The organism is Rhizobium hidalgonense (assembly GCF_005862185.2).
Lineage (GTDB): Bacteria > Pseudomonadota > Alphaproteobacteria > Rhizobiales > Rhizobiaceae > Rhizobium > Rhizobium hidalgonense.
The window spans coordinates 3,798,060-3,811,937 of the sequence record NZ_CP054027.1 but is presented as its reverse complement, the minus strand read 5'-3'; the positions used below and the strand labels follow the sequence as shown (position 1 = coordinate 3,811,937).

The window sequence follows — 13,878 nt, the reverse complement described above, 5'->3', positions numbered from 1 at the left end:
CGGCGAATGCGATTGATTTTGTTTTTTATCTACAATAAACATTTTCAAGTCAACGGGAATATTGATCCTGTGGACGAGGGAGGCAACGAGCCGCAGACGGCTGGAAATACGCTAATGGTCGTTTGAACAAGCCCCGGTCCGATGCCGTCCAGGTTCTTGAGCTGGGATGGCGGTGCGGACACGCGGGCGAAAAGCGGGGGTCGGATGGCAAGGCAGAATACGGTCTTCAAGGAAGCCTATAACAGGTATGCCGCGGCGCTCCGCACGGATACCGCACTGCCTTCGGAACCGGAGATCGCCGCCCAGCTCGGCGTCAGCCGCTCGACGGCGCGCGCCATCCTGACGCGGCTTAGCGAAGAAGGCATCATCCGCTGGAACAAACGCCAGAAGACCGTTCTGCGCCAACCCACGGACCGCGATCTCTTTCCCTCCGAAGAAACCGATTCCCTGCATGACATCATCGAGCGTAGCTTCATGCAGCGCATCCTGGCCGACGATGCCGCCCCCGGCATGCAGATCAACGAGCTGGAGCTTGCCCGCGAGATCGGCACCGGCACAACCAGCGTGCGCGAGTTCCTGATCCGCTTCTCCCGCTTCGGCCTGATCGAGAAGCGGCCGAACAGCCATTGGACGCTCAAAGGCTTTACCCGCGAATTCGCCCTCGAACTGGCCGATGTGCGCGAGATGTTCGAGCTGCATTCGGCCGCCGAATTCGGCCGGCTTCCCCAAGGCCATCAGGCCTGGACCGATCTTGCCGCCATCCGCGACGACCATCACGCCATGCTTGCCGACATCAACCAGCGCTTCCGGGATTTCTCCGTCCTCGACGAACGCTTCCACTTGCTGATCCATCGCGCTTCGAAGAACCGCTTCATCGCCGATTTCTACGACGCCATCGCCATCGTCTTCCACTATCACTACCAGTGGAACAAGACGGCCGCGCGCGAGCGTAACGAGCGCGCCATCCACGAACATCTGGATTATATCGCAGCACTCGAATCCGGCGACCAGGCCGCGATCGAGAAAGCCTGCCGCGCCCATCTGCACTCCGCCCGCCAGACCCTGCTGCAATCCCTGCCGCAGCTGGCGACGGAGACTGCGTGAGGTAGTGAAGGGCTACACGGCACAACGCCAAACGTTGACCCCCGCAACCCCTCATGAAACCTTCTGATCCCTAAGCCGTTATCGTGCTCATGACGGGCGCTAAACTCAATCCTAGATCGGTCGACGGCTTCGAGCCGCAAGGTTCCCAAACGTCGTTCGAGGAGAAGGCTGCGCCTGTCGAGCCCGTGCCGCCGCCGGAGGCCGACGAACCCAGCCCGGAACTGACGCCCGAGGAGGCCGAACAGGCGCGCAAGAAATATCTGCTCAAGCGTTTCTGGATCAGCGCGCGCCATTATTGGGGCCGCGGTGGCGACAAGCTCGCCTGGCCGTGCACCCTCGGGCTATTGGCGCTGATCGGCATCAATGTGGCCTTCCAATATGGAATCAATATCTGGAACCGGGCGATCTTCGACGCCATCGAGCGGCACGATGCCGGCACCGTCTATTTCCTGAGCGCCGTCTTCCTGCCGCTCGTGCTCGGAACCGTCGCCGTGGTCACCACGCAGGTCGCCCTTCGCATGATGATCCAGCGCCGCTGGCGTTCCTGGCTGACGACCGCGGTCATCGGACGCTGGCTGGCGAACGGCCGCTACTATCAGCTGAACCTCATCGGCGGTGACCACAAGAACCCCGAAGCGCGCATTTCCGAGGATTTGCGGATCGCCACCGAAGCCCCTGTCGATTTCATCGCCGGGGTCATATCGGCCTTTCTGTCGGCCTCGACCTTCATCGTCGTGCTCTGGACGATCGGCGGGGCATTGACGCTGACGATCGCCGGTTTGACCGTCACCATACCAGGTTTTCTCGTCGTCACAGCGGTCCTCTACGCCGCGATCACCTCCAGTTCGATGGCCGTCATCGGCCGCCATTTCGTCCAGGTCTCCGAGGCGAAAAACCAAACGGAAGCCGAATTTCGCTATACGCTGACGCATGTGCGCGAAAACGGCGAAAGCATCGCCTTGCTCGGCGGTGAAGAGGAGGAGCGCAACGACCTCGACAAGACCTTCACCAAGGTGCTCGGGCAATGGGCGCTGCTTGCCCGCCAGCATATGCGCACCACGCTTGTGTCGCATGGATCGATGCTGATTGCACCTGTTGTGCCGGTTCTGCTCTGTGCGCCGAAGTTTCTCGAAGGCAGCATGAGCCTGGGACAGGTCATGCAGGCAGCCTCTGCTTTCGCCATCGTTCAGGGTGCGTTCGGATGGCTGGTCGACAACTATCCCCGTCTTGCCGATTGGAACGCCTGCGCACGGCGCATTGCCTCGCTGATGATGTCGCTCGACGGGCTCGAACGCGCCGAACAGAGCGACGCGCTCGGCCGCATCAAGCGCGGTGAGACGGAAGGCGAGGCGATGCTGAGCCTGAACGATCTCTCCGTATCGCTTGACGACGGTACCGCCGTGGTCAAGGAAACCCAGGTCGCGATCGAACCCGGCGAGCGGGTGCTGGTGGCGGGAGAATCCGGTTCGGGCAAGAGCACGCTGGTGCGAGCGATCGCCGGTCTTTGGCCCTGGGGTGACGGCAGCGTCAACTTCCACGTCGACAGACGCTTGTTCATGCTGCCGCAGCGCCCCTATATCCCTTCCGGCACGCTTCGCCGCGCCGTCGCTTATCCGGGTGCTGCCGATAGCTGGACATTGGATCAGATCAAGGCGGCCATGGACAAGGTGGGCCTGGATTATCTGAACGACAAGATCGAGGAAGAGGCGCCGTGGGACCAGACCTTGTCGGGCGGCGAAAAGCAGCGGCTGGCCTTTGCCCGCCTGCTGCTGCACACGCCCGATATTATCGTGCTGGATGAAGCAACCTCGGCACTCGATGAAAAGAGCCAGGACCGGATGATGCAGATGGTGATCGAGGAACTGCCCGAGGTGACCATCATCAGCGTCGCTCATCGCGCTGAACTGGAGGTCTTCCATAGCCGCAAGATCACCCTGGAGCGGCGCCGGGGCGGGGCAAAGCTCGTCAGTGATGTCGATCTTATCAAGCGCACGAGAAAGCCGAACTTGCTGTCCCGCGTTTTGGAAAACCGCCGCGCCCCGCCGAAAGCCAGCACGGCCTCGAACAAGGCGACGCAGCCCCGGAATGGAAACTGACGTCGGCTTGGTGACGGACATCAATCGCCCAACGAAGGTTCCGGGCTCGCCATCTTTGCAGTATACCTCTGCAGGGCAATTTCCTCGCGAAGGCGGACGAGGCAAGCACTCTTAGTGGCAAGAAATTCAATATTATATTCAGAACATCGGGGTGTTTCAGAACGCCGCTTTGCGCCGTGACGCAAGAAAAACCCACCCTTATTCGCCGCTTGATCTCATTGGTCAAAATCGTGTGGACCGTTTCGATGGTTATGACGGCCACAGCCGTGGGCGCCAGCTACGGTTGGCAAAGTCACGGCTTTGTCGGAGCGTTGGCGCTTGGTTTTGTCGGCCTTGTCGCCGGAGGCTTCCTCAGTTCACCGTCGTTACTTTTGGAGGTGCTGGCAGCGCTGACTTAAACGCCTTTCGCCCTTGAGCTTCAACCTCTGCATTTCGAGAGAATCTCATCGACAACGACGGCGAGCGGACGAGTGGCGTCGATGACCGCACCACAGTTCGGAATGTCCTCTTTCGTTGCATGCAGCCGCACAATCAGCGCCCGTTCGGCAGGTCTTCCGCCAAACTCGTCTTCCGGTCTGCCGGCAAGCCGCCGTTTCAACGTGTTGAGATCGACATCGAGAACGAAAACCCCGTCGAACAAATCGATAAAGCGGGAGAAGTTTCTGGAACCGCCGCAGAAGAAGGAGATCGCCTTGCCTTGATCGGCGATTACGGATCTAACTTTCTCGACATCCCAGATGTGATGCGCTTGCTTCCATTCGAGACTGTCGGCCACGCTGTCGTCGGCAGACAACGGTTCCCCGGTATCGGGATCGCCGACATAAGCCAACTCCCTGTCACCGTGGATGACATGGTAACCGCACCGCTGCAGCTCTTCCGCCACCGTTGTTTTGCCGGTGCCGGAAACGCCTTCGATCAGATAGTTTTTGACGCCCACTCGTCGATCCCCTTATCGGCCAAGCCGAGCCGCCTAATGCGACGTCGCCTCGCTGGCGACAGCCGCGCCCTCTTGGCTCCGGCCATGCCCGACCGGGATCAGCCAGGTGGTGAAGAAGGTCAGCACGGCAACGACGACCACACCCCAAAAACTCCAGTGCAGGGCCGCATTGAAGACCGCGCGGATTGCCGGGTCGGCGGCGAGCGCCGACAGCCCGGTCGGCTGGTTCAGCGCCTCGTGCAGGCCGGCCGCCGCTTGGCCGCCGGCATAGTGGTTGATGCCGGCATTGAGGATGGCGCCGAGCACGGTGGCGCCGAGCGTATTGCCCAGGCTGCGGGCAAAGATGATCGAGGCGGTGGCGCTGCCGCGCATCGACCATTCGACGCTGTCCTGCACCAGCACGATGCTGGTCAGGCTGATCAGCCCCATCCCGAAGCCCATGAAGAAGGAGCCGGCGCCGGCAAGCGCCGGTGAACTCTCAGGCGTCAGGAACAGCAGGAAACAGGCGCCGAACGGAAACAGCAGGCTGCCGACGCGCAGCGTCCGGCGGATGCCGAACGTCTTGTAGAAGCGGCTGGAGAGCATCACCGCCAGCGGCCAGCCGACGACCAGCATGGTGAGCGTGAAGCCGGCGACGATAGGCGACCGGCCGAGCACGCCTTGCACATAGATCGGCAGGATCGTCGAAAGCCCGATCAGCGCCATGCCGGCAAGCAGGGTTGCCGCATTGCTGGTGGCGATCAGCCTTCGGCTCCAGAGCGGGATCGAAATGATCGGCTCCGGCGCCCGCTTCTCCTGGGCGAGGAAGAGGATGCCGGCGACCACGAAGACGGCGAAAAGCGAAATCAGGATCCAGGCGCTGGCATTGGTTTCGGTCAGCATCACCAGCAGCGCCACGATCGAGATCGAAAACAGCACCGATCCGAGATAGTCGATCTTGGCCTGCTTATGCGCCACGTCCTCCTTCAGGAAGATCATGAAGGCGATGATCGAGAGAATGCCGATCGGCAGGTTGATCCAGAAGATCCAGGCCCAGGAGATATTGTCGACGATGATGCCGCCGGCAAGCGGCCCGACGACGGCCGAGGTCGCCCAGACGGTCGCCATCGCACCCTGCACCCGGCCGCGTTCCTCGAGCTTGAACAGATCGCCAATGATGGTCATCGTTACCGGCTGGATGGCGCCCGCACCCAACCCCTGCAGCAGCCGAAACAGCACCAGCGACATCATCGACCAGGCAAGCCCGCAGAGCAAAGAGCCGACAAGAAAGATCAGGATGCCGCCGATCAGCACCGGCTTGCGGCCGAAAATGTCGGAAAGCTTGCCGTAGATCACCGTCGTCGTCGACTGCGCCAAGAGGAAGGCAGAAAACACCCAGCTGTAATAGGAAAAGCCGCCGAGCTGGCCGACGATGCGCGGCATCGCGGTTGCCACGATCGTCGCCTCGATCGCCACCATGAAGGTCGCGAACATGATGGTCGCGACGACAAGCACGCGGTTCGAGCGATGCGCTGCATTCGACATGACGATCCTCTTCGGGTGCTCCGCGGGCGCCGGAATACGGCAGGCTGGCTGGTGTGGGGCGATGTGCCGCGTGCGGAGTGACGGGTAGTTTTACGTCCGCAAGCGTGAGTCGTAAAGCCGTTCCAGCGGCAGCTGTTCTTTTCGTCCGATTTCGCAGCCACCAAGCGAAGGCCCCGGCGCACTGAGCCCAGGGCCTTCATTCCGTCAGCAGCTCAAGCGGCCATCCGCTTTATCCTTACTGCGGGCAGGCCTCGCTGCCGGAGCCGGTGTCCGCCGAACCGGCGGTACAACCCGGCGTCGGCTGCAGATCCGGATTGACCCCACCGGGATTGATCGTGCTGCGGCCGCGATTGAGCTCGACGCCGCCATTGCCGCTCGTGCTGCCGGTGGTGCCGGGATCGGTGCCGACGGACCCCGTGCCCGTGGACCCGGTGGCCCCAGCACCCGTGCCGGCCGAACCAGCGCCGGACGAACCCGCCCCCGAACTGCCCGATCCGCCGATAACAGGCGCGACCGACAGCCGCCCACTGGAATCCGCACCGCCGGCCGTCTGCGCCAGCGCCGAGCCGGCAAGGCCGATCGAAAGGAGGGATATTGCGATGAGTTTACAGGACATGATTTTCTCCATCCTTGTTGTCTCAAGAGGAGAACCTATTGGGCGGTGGCATGTTCCTATCGGGGGCCGCGTTTTCACGGTCGTTTGATAGCGGGCGCTGGTCAAGTCCCCTGAACTATTCCAGCCCCCTGCCGGCCAATGCCCGCATCGCACTGTTGGCGGTGTTGCACAGCCTGTTATTCGTCATCCATCAAATGAAACTCCTGCGCTGCCTGAGGGCAGAGAAGCCTGAACTGCTCGATCAGCGGCGGCATCCCCGAAGCGCACGAGACGTCTGAATTCTCTGGTAGTGGGAAAGTGACACTCTGCGGTGTTCCGGCAGAAGGTTCGAAGGACAGGGTACCTTCGCTGCAATTGGCGGTGGAACGAAAAGTGTCTCTCCCATTCTCTTTTGTGTACATCGCCACGCACTGCTTGACGGTCAGCTTGCCGCCATGGGCTCTTGTCTCGCCTCCCGGGTCTCGCTCGCAATATTCCTGGAAGTTGGCCTGATTGACGTTCCCTTCCATAACCGCAGCGCTTGAATCGGTCCCGCTCCTGCTGACGAGCGTTCCGTTCCATCCAGCGCACGAGGCGAGAGGGAACTCTGCTGCCTGCGCAGCGGACAAGCTAAATGTGAAAAGCGCGATGCTTAAAAGCGATATCTTCATAGATCCTCCTAATTGCTAAACTCGGTCGCGTTCGATCAATATCGGTCGCGAAATGTCGATGAAGGCAGCGCAGCCGCCTTGAGTGAAGAAGCCCTCAAGCCGTTGAAGCCTTGCCTGTCGGCTGGCCAAAGCCAGTCTAAAGGTGGATGAAGAATTTTAAGAGAGGCTTATAACGTTCGGAACGTCATGAAAGAAAAATGGTGCCGCTTGCAGGACTCGAACCTGCGACCCCATCATTACGAATGATGTGCTCTACCACCTGAGCTAAAGCGGCATCTCGCGGCCGAACGATGCGGCCCGCGATTTGCATGGCGCTGATACAGCCATTGTCCGAAGATTTCAAGCGCCCTGTCATGCCTTTGGCAAAAAAGAGGGCAGGGTGGGAAACTCGGTTTAAAGGCTAAGCCGGGCACGGGCGGCCTTGTATTCGGCCTCCAGCCGGTCGACGAGTTTTTCCACGGGCTCGACGGCCTTGATGGCGCTGATCCCCTGGCCGCTGCCCCAGATGTCCTTCCAGGCCTTGGCGCCGCCGACCGCCTGCTCGAAATCCATCTTCGAGACATCGGCTGCCGGCAGGTTGTCAGGGTCCATGCCGGCGGCGACGATCGAGGGCTTCAAATAGTTGCCGTGCACGCCGGTGAAATAGTTGGAATAGACGATATCGCCAGCCGCCCCTTCGACAATCGCCTGCTTGTAAGCCTCGGTGGCGCGCGCTTCTTCGGTCGCGATGAAAGGCGAGCCGATATAGGCCATGTCGGCGCCCATCGCCTGCGCGGCGAGGATGGCGCCGCCGGTGGCGATGGCGCCGGCAAGCAGCAGCGGCCCGTCGAACCATTCGCGGATTTCCTGGATCAGCGCGAAGGGTGAAAGCGTGCCGGCATGCCCGCCGGCGCCCGCCGCCACCGCTATCAGCCCGTCCGCGCCCTTGCGGATGGCCGAATGGGCGTGGCGGTTGTTGATAATGTCGTGCAGCACGATGCCGCCATAGGAATGCACGGCGGCATTGACCTCGGGCACGGCGCCGAGCGAAGAGATCACAACAGGCACCTTGTATTTGACGCAGAGCGACAGATCGTGCTCCAGTCGCTTGTTCGACATATGGACGATCTGGTTGACGGCAAAGGGGGCGGCCGGCCGGTCGGGATGGGCGGCGTCGTGGCGGGCAAGCTCTTCGGTGATCTCGGCCAGCCATTCGTCGAGCTGGCTTTCCGGCCGGGCGTTCAGCGCCGGAAACGCTCCGATCACTCCTGCTTTGCATTGCGCTAGCGTCAGCTTGGGATGCGAGATGATGAACAGCGGCGAGCCGATGACCGGCAGTCTCAAATTGTCCTCGAGGATCGGGGGGAGGGCCATGGTTCATCACTTCCATTGACGTTTACGAAAACGTCAATCTCATAACAGAGAAGAAAAGACGATAAAAGAGCGCCTGCCATGCCTTCGCCGATTTCAGCCCCAATATGTCAGTCCGAGACAGCTCACAAATAAGGTCCGCAAGCGCTGAAACCCGCCGATTATCCCCGCCGATCCACCGTGGCCCACTCTCGCAAGGCTTGCGGTTTGCCGCACTTGCCGTTACCGAATTTTGATGGAGAACGGCGGGGATTGCAGTCCGATGCCGAGTTCAAGGTGAAGGACTTGACGTGAGCGGATTAGAAACGGCCATCAGAACAGCGCTCGACAATTCCGATCGCGACAATCCGGAGGTTCGAGCGAGGATCTACCAGTCGGCCCGCCAGGCGCTGGAAGCCGGCCTGCGCAAGCAGGACATTACCGACGCCGAGGTCGTTGCCCATCATCGCCATCGCCTGGAAAGCACCATCCACGCTATCGAAAGCGAGGAGCGCGACCGACTTCACCCGCGCCAGAGGCCGCCGGAGGTGCCGGTGCCTCCTGATGTCGAAATGCCGGCGCCGCCGGCGCATCGGGGAGATGTTGCCGATATTGACAACCTCATTGACAGTCCCGTGCCCGCAGGCGAGACCCGCGGCGCCCCCGAGATCGCCATGCACCGCGGCGACGATTCGAATCTCGACGGCGTGCATGCCGGCCATGCCGATCATCTCGCAGCCGCCCCGGTCGGCGAGGAACGCCTGACGCGCGGCCAGCGCGCCACCAACATGGATTTCCGCCCGGAGCGGGCGGCAGGCCGCCGCAAGCCGCGCAAATTCTTTTCGCGGCTGCTGGTCTGGTGCGTGCTGCTCGCCTTTATCGGCATCGGCGCCTGGTGGGCGCATACATCGGGCCTGCTTTTGACGGCGGCCGAGCGCGACACCAGCGTCGCCAATCCGCCGGCCAGCACCCAGCCCGAGGATTTTACCGGCACTGACGATAGCGCCGGCAATGCGGCTTCCAAAGATCAGCCGGTGACCATCGATCCGCAGAACAGTTTTTCGGCCGATTGGATCCCGGTCTTCAAACCCGACGACGCTGACAAGATCCAGGCCGGTCCGCAGGCCCGCACCGAAAAGATCACCGAGAATGACGGCCCCGCCATCCGCCTGATTTCGCAGAGCGGTGCGGCCGAAGGCAATATCTCGGTCAGCGTGCCGCCCTCGGTGCTGCAGCAGCTTGCCGGCAAATCCTCGACAATCGCGCTGACGCTGCAATCGACCACCGACGAGCCGACCCAAGTCACCGTCGAATGCAATTTCCAGTCGCTCGGCAATTGCGCCCGCCATCGTTTCAACGTCACCCGGGAAAAATCGGATGCGCTGCTGCAGGTGAAGTTCGACCGCTCGCTGGCACCGAATGCGCCGGGCACGCTGACGATCAACAGCGATCTCGACGGCAAGGCGCGCGGCATCAACCTCTTCGCCATCCGCATCCTGCCGGGGCAGTGATGTGGAGTTGCCAACTTTATTTTACGCGATCCTCACGCAAAACAGCTGGCTCATTTGGTGAAATTCTTCCGGGCGTCTCGCCTCTTGCTCATCTCGCCCCCCACTCTCCGTCATACTCGGGCTTGACCCGAGTATCCATGCCGCAAGCGCTTCGCTTGAATTTGTTGGGCGGCGGTCGCCTCAGTTCAACAGAAATGAAGTGCTCACCCGCATGGGTCCTCGGGTCAAGCCCGAGGACGACGGAGGGTGGGGAGCCTGTGTGACAAGTAGCGCGAGCGCGCGGTGATTTTGTGCCAGCCTCGGCGAAGCCGATGGCTCCGGCTTTCCGCCCGCCGCCTGTTCCAGGAAGCCTTATTTCAGGAATCCATGCCCCGAGCCGATGATCTGCTCATCGACCGTGCCGAGCACCTTCTTGTCCTTGCCGTCATAATCCATCCGGTTCAGCATGTGGCGGATGAGTTCAAGGCGCGCCCGCCGCTTATCGTTGGCGCGGATCACCGTCCAGGGCGCGAAATCCGTATGGGTTTCCTTCAGCATCCGGTCGCGCTTTTCGCTGTAATCGTCCCATTTCGTCAGCGCCGCGATATCCATGGACGACAGTTTCCAGACTTTCAGCGGGTCGTGCCGGCGGTCGTGGAAGCGCTTCAGCTGCATCTCGCGGCCGATATCGAGATAGAATTTGAAGAAGAAGATGCCCTCATGGGCGATGATCTTTTCGAGCTGCGGCGCCTGCTTGAGAAAATCCTGATATTGCTGCGGCGTGCAGAAGCCCATGACCGGCTCGACGCCGGCGCGGTTGTACCAGGAGCGGTCGAACAGCACGAATTCGCCTGCGGTCGGAAACTGCGCGACATAGCGCTGGAAATACCATTGTCCCTGTTCGCGCTCGGTCGGCTTGGTCAGCGCCACGACGCGCGCAAGGCGGGGGTTCATGTTCTCCGAGGAGGCCGAGATCGCGCCGCCCTTGCCGGCAGCATCCCGCCCTTCGAACAGCGCCATCACCCGCTTGCCGGTTGCCTGCAGCCAGAACTGAACCTTGACGAGCTCCACCTGCAGCTTTTCCAGCTGCTCTACATAATCTTCTTCCTTGAGTTTCTTCTTGTAGGGAAATTCGCCGGATTCCAGCGCATGTTCCTCCACCCAATCCGGCAGAACGGGATCGTCGACATCGAAGATGCGCTTCTTTCCGCGGATATCCAGCTCGACCGCCCTGCTTTCGACGTCCCCAGCCATGTTGTCCTCCTGCCTCTGATCGTTTCTCAGGCCAACATATTTACCGTTGGAAATCAAATCTTTCGCTGTCGGCCGGCGATTTTTCCAAATTTCGGCTGCAGCCTTTCGTATTGCAGACGCCAGCCGAAAATTTCTGTCATGAATTACCGCTATCAGGCAGAGTTCAATATAAGACAACGAATCGACGCCGCGAGGGCACTTGCAAGACGAAACTCCGTGGAGAAAAAGCCTGTTGGCGCGCATCCGGCGCGAGCGGCCGGTGCTGCTGGCGGCAATCCTCAGCGCACTCGCCGCGCTTGCCGCCGGCATGAACAAGTGGGTTGTGCTCGGCCTCCTGCTGATCATGATCGTCACCGCGCTTTTCAATGAGGCGCCTGTTATCAAGGATGCACCAGCCGAGCCGCTGGAGATTGCGCCAGAAGCGCCGCCGAGGCGCCTGCCTGAGGTTTCCGCCACGCTCTCCGGCCTCGATATCCCGGTTATGGTGCTGTCGGACGATGCCTCGGTGCTCTTCCAGAACCGGGCTGCCGAAAAGGCCTTCGGCGAGGTGGTGCTCGGCGCCCATATATCGGCCCGCCTGCGCTCGCCGGGTGTGCTCGACATGGTGCGCGAAACCATCGCCACCAACGCCCCGAACCAGATCGAGCATGCAGAGAGGCTGCCCTCCGAGCGCGTCTATATCGTGCGTAGCGCCCCCGTCGAATTCGCCGCCGAAGGCGCGCGCGAGCGTTATTTCATCCTCTCCTTCCGCGATATTTCAGAAGTCCGCCGCATCGACCGCATGCGCTCGGATTTCGTCGCCAATGCCAGCCATGAGCTGCGCACGCCGCTTGCGTCGCTCCGCGGTTTCATCGAGACCATCCAGGGCCCGGCGAAGAACGATCTGAAGGCGCAGGCGCGTTTCCTCGCCATCATGTTCGACCAGGCCACACGCATGAGCCGGCTGGTCGACGATCTGCTTTCGCTCTCCCGCCTGGAGCTGAAGTCGCATATCGCCCCGGATGAGAAGGTCGATCTGGTGCCGCTGCTCGGCCATGTCAGGGATTCGCTGGTGCCGCTGGCAGCGGATGTCGGCGTCGACATCAACCTGCATCTGCCGGAGGGCAAGGTCGAGGTGCTGGGAGACCGCGACGAGCTTGTCCAGGTCTTCGAGAACTTGATGGAGAATGCCTGCAAATACGGCCAGGAGGGCAAGATCGTCGATGTCTGGCTGAAGAACGGCACCGGCAATCCCGTCGAAGTCAGCATCGTCGACAAGGGGCCGGGCATTCCGGCCGAACACGTGCCGCGCCTGACGGAGCGCTTCTATCGCGTCAGCATCGAAGACAGCCGCTCGAAAAAAGGCACCGGCCTCGGCCTCGCCATCGTCAAACACATCCTCACCCGCCACCGCGCCCGGCTGATCGTAAAATCCGAAGTCGACAAGGGCACGGATTTTACCGTGCGGTTCTGACAGGCATACGGGAATAGGGAGTCGAGAGGTCGCGGCACGCCCCTTCCGCCCCGTTTGCGGGCGTACGGCAACCTTAGCGTCATTTCTGAAGACTTTGCAATGCAAGGTCGAGGGGCGACGCAAACTTTGCCAACCCCTGACGTGATCAGCTAGGTCCTGAATAAGTTATCATTCAAAAACAATTAGATAGCCTGTCACAAATGTTTCACCGATTTGACATAAAAGGACGGTGCTTACAGCGCTAAGAGAGTCTCGCCGATGAAAAAAGGCACTGCGAGGGCCTCTCGAAAGGCCGCACTCACACAAGCCCAATCCGGGAGATTTTTAATGAACACCTTCAAGCTCACCGTTGCCGCGCTCGCTGCAACCGCTGCTTTCGCCGGCGCTGCCGTCGCCCGTGACCAGATCCAGGTTGCCGGTTCGTCCACCGTCCTGCCTTACGCAAAGATCGTTGCCGAGTCCTTCGGCGAGACCTTCACCAACTTCAAGACGCCGGTCGTTGAATCCGGCGGCACGGGCGCTGGTCTGAAGGAATTCTGCAAGGGCGTCGGTGAAGACACCATCGACATCGCCAACGCTTCGCGTCCGATCAACAAGAACGAAGCCGAAGCCTGCAAGGCTGCCGGCGTGACCGACATCCAGGAAGTCAAGATCGGCTATGACGGTATCGTCTTCGCAACCGACGCTTCCAACCCTGATGTAGCCTACGTTCCTGCCGACATCTACAAGGCCCTCGCAGCCCAGGTCGTCGTCGACGGCAAGCTCGTCGCCAACCCTTACAAGAAGTGGTCGGAAGTCAACCCGAAGCTTCCGGCTGTTGATATCGCTGCCTACATCCCGGGCGAAAAGCACGGCACGCGCGAAGTCTTCGAACAGAACGTACTCGCCGCCGGCTGCAAGGCTTCGGGCGCAACCGACGTCATCGCCAAGGAAATTGCCGACAAGGCCGCTCAGGGCAAGGCCTGCGTCGCAGTCCGCAAGGACGGCGCTGCAGTCGACATCGACGGCGACTATCCGGAAACCCTGGCACGCATCGCCGCCAATAAGACCGGCGTTGGCGTATTCGGCCTTTCCTTCTATGAAAACAATGCCGACAAGCTGAAGGTTGCGAGCGTGAACGGTATTGTTCCGTCGACTGAAACCATTGCCAACGGCACCTACCCGGTTTCCCGCCCGCTGTTCTTCTACGTCAAGAAGGCACATCTCGGCGCCGTTCCGGGCCTGAAGGAATACGTCAACTTCTTCGTATCCGACCAGATGATCGGCCCCGACGGCCCGCTGGCTGAATACGGCCTGGTTGCCGCTCCGGATGCCGAGCGCGACGCGATCCGCAAGGAAGTCGAAGCCGGTAAGGCTATGTAATCACTTTGCCGGCGCGGTGCTTCAAAGCCCGCGCCGGCATTGCCTTATCCCCTCGCGCGCCGC

General features: G+C 61.1%; 12 protein-coding genes and 1 tRNA gene. 6 read left to right on the top strand and 7 right to left on the bottom strand.

Translation table 11 applies throughout. The features are described from left to right. Window positions 1-204: 204 nt before the first annotated feature. The 3 genes from FFM81_RS18500 (at window position 205) to FFM81_RS32560 (ending at window position 3,598) form a co-directional block, all read left to right on the top strand. Complete coding sequence (locus FFM81_RS18500) at window positions 205-1,104, top strand: GntR family transcriptional regulator (RefSeq protein ID WP_003570650.1); 900 nt, start codon at window positions 205-207, stop codon at window positions 1,102-1,104. A gap of 89 nt (window positions 1,105-1,193) precedes the next feature. Beyond that, on the top strand, window positions 1,194-3,200 hold the full coding sequence (locus FFM81_RS18495) for an ABC transporter ATP-binding protein/permease (protein ID WP_128399942.1): 2,007 nt from the start codon (window positions 1,194-1,196) through the stop codon (window positions 3,198-3,200). Between the two features lie 176 nt (window positions 3,201-3,376). Continuing rightward, window positions 3,377-3,598, top strand: a complete 222-nt coding sequence (locus FFM81_RS32560; protein WP_025415255.1) for a hypothetical protein — start codon at window positions 3,377-3,379, stop codon at window positions 3,596-3,598. Window positions 3,599-3,618: 20 nt separating this feature from the next. Here the strand turns inward: FFM81_RS32560 and FFM81_RS18490 are convergent, their stop codons facing one another. From FFM81_RS18490 to FFM81_RS18465, 6 genes are all read right to left on the bottom strand, one after another. Next, window positions 3,619-4,137 carry an AAA family ATPase gene (locus FFM81_RS18490; protein ID WP_138385442.1) on the bottom strand — a complete coding sequence of 173 codons (519 nt, stop codon included), beginning with the start codon at window positions 4,135-4,137 and terminating at the stop codon, window positions 3,619-3,621. A gap of 33 nt (window positions 4,138-4,170) precedes the next feature. Further along, window positions 4,171-5,661 carry an MDR family MFS transporter gene (locus FFM81_RS18485; RefSeq protein ID WP_138385443.1) on the bottom strand — a complete coding sequence of 497 codons (1,491 nt, stop codon included), beginning with the start codon at window positions 5,659-5,661 and terminating at the stop codon, window positions 4,171-4,173. Window positions 5,662-5,896: 235 nt separating this feature from the next. Next, window positions 5,897-6,277: a hypothetical protein gene (locus FFM81_RS18480; RefSeq protein ID WP_097537356.1), complete on the bottom strand. Its 381-nt coding sequence runs from the start codon at window positions 6,275-6,277 to the stop codon at window positions 5,897-5,899. 176 nt (window positions 6,278-6,453) lie between these two features. Further along, window positions 6,454-6,927, bottom strand: a complete 474-nt coding sequence (locus FFM81_RS18475) for a hypothetical protein (RefSeq protein WP_097537357.1) — start codon at window positions 6,925-6,927, stop codon at window positions 6,454-6,456. Between the two features lie 198 nt (window positions 6,928-7,125). Then, window positions 7,126-7,201, bottom strand: a tRNA-Thr gene (locus FFM81_RS18470). A gap of 119 nt (window positions 7,202-7,320) precedes the next feature. Continuing rightward, on the bottom strand, window positions 7,321-8,280 hold the full coding sequence (locus FFM81_RS18465; RefSeq protein WP_097537358.1) for an NAD(P)H-dependent flavin oxidoreductase: 960 nt from the start codon (window positions 8,278-8,280) through the stop codon (window positions 7,321-7,323). Window positions 8,281-8,567: 287 nt separating this feature from the next. On the opposite strand from FFM81_RS18465, the gene FFM81_RS18460 reads away from it, so the two are divergent. Then, window positions 8,568-9,767 carry a regulator gene (locus FFM81_RS18460; protein WP_138385444.1) on the top strand — a complete coding sequence of 400 codons (1,200 nt, stop codon included), beginning with the start codon at window positions 8,568-8,570 and terminating at the stop codon, window positions 9,765-9,767. A gap of 351 nt (window positions 9,768-10,118) precedes the next feature. On the opposite strand, the gene ppk2 is transcribed toward FFM81_RS18460, so the two are convergent. Beyond that, a complete protein-coding gene (gene ppk2, locus FFM81_RS18455) occupies window positions 10,119-11,000 on the bottom strand; it encodes a polyphosphate kinase 2 (protein WP_003570627.1) in 882 nt (293 codons plus the stop codon). Between the two features lie 232 nt (window positions 11,001-11,232). On the opposite strand from ppk2, the gene phoR reads away from it, so the two are divergent. Further along, a complete protein-coding gene (gene phoR / locus FFM81_RS18450) occupies window positions 11,233-12,453 on the top strand; it encodes a phosphate regulon sensor histidine kinase PhoR (RefSeq protein WP_003570625.1) in 1,221 nt (406 codons plus the stop codon). Window positions 12,454-12,780: 327 nt separating this feature from the next. After that, on the top strand, window positions 12,781-13,815 hold the full coding sequence (locus tag FFM81_RS18445) for a substrate-binding domain-containing protein (protein WP_003570623.1): 1,035 nt from the start codon (window positions 12,781-12,783) through the stop codon (window positions 13,813-13,815). Window positions 13,816-13,878: the final 63 nt, after the last annotated feature.

Coding starts and splice junctions, on each gene's coding strand:
- FFM81_RS18500 (WP_003570650.1), top strand. CDS start 205: ATGGCAAGGCAGAATACGGTCTTCAAGGAAGCCTATAACAGGTATGCC.
- FFM81_RS18495 (WP_128399942.1), top strand. CDS start 1,194: ATGACGGGCGCTAAACTCAATCCTAGATCGGTCGACGGCTTCGAGCCG.
- FFM81_RS18485 (WP_138385443.1), bottom strand. CDS start 5,661: ATGTCGAATGCAGCGCATCGCTCGAACCGCGTGCTTGTCGTCGCGACC.
- FFM81_RS18480 (WP_097537356.1), bottom strand. CDS start 6,277: ATGTCCTGTAAACTCATCGCAATATCCCTCCTTTCGATCGGCCTTGCC.
- FFM81_RS18475 (WP_097537357.1), bottom strand. CDS start 6,927: ATGAAGATATCGCTTTTAAGCATCGCGCTTTTCACATTTAGCTTGTCC.
- FFM81_RS18465 (WP_097537358.1), bottom strand. CDS start 8,280: ATGGCCCTCCCCCCGATCCTCGAGGACAATTTGAGACTGCCGGTCATC.
- ppk2 (WP_003570627.1), bottom strand. CDS start 11,000: ATGGCTGGGGACGTCGAAAGCAGGGCGGTCGAGCTGGATATCCGCGGA.
- FFM81_RS18445 (WP_003570623.1), top strand. CDS start 12,781: ATGAACACCTTCAAGCTCACCGTTGCCGCGCTCGCTGCAACCGCTGCT.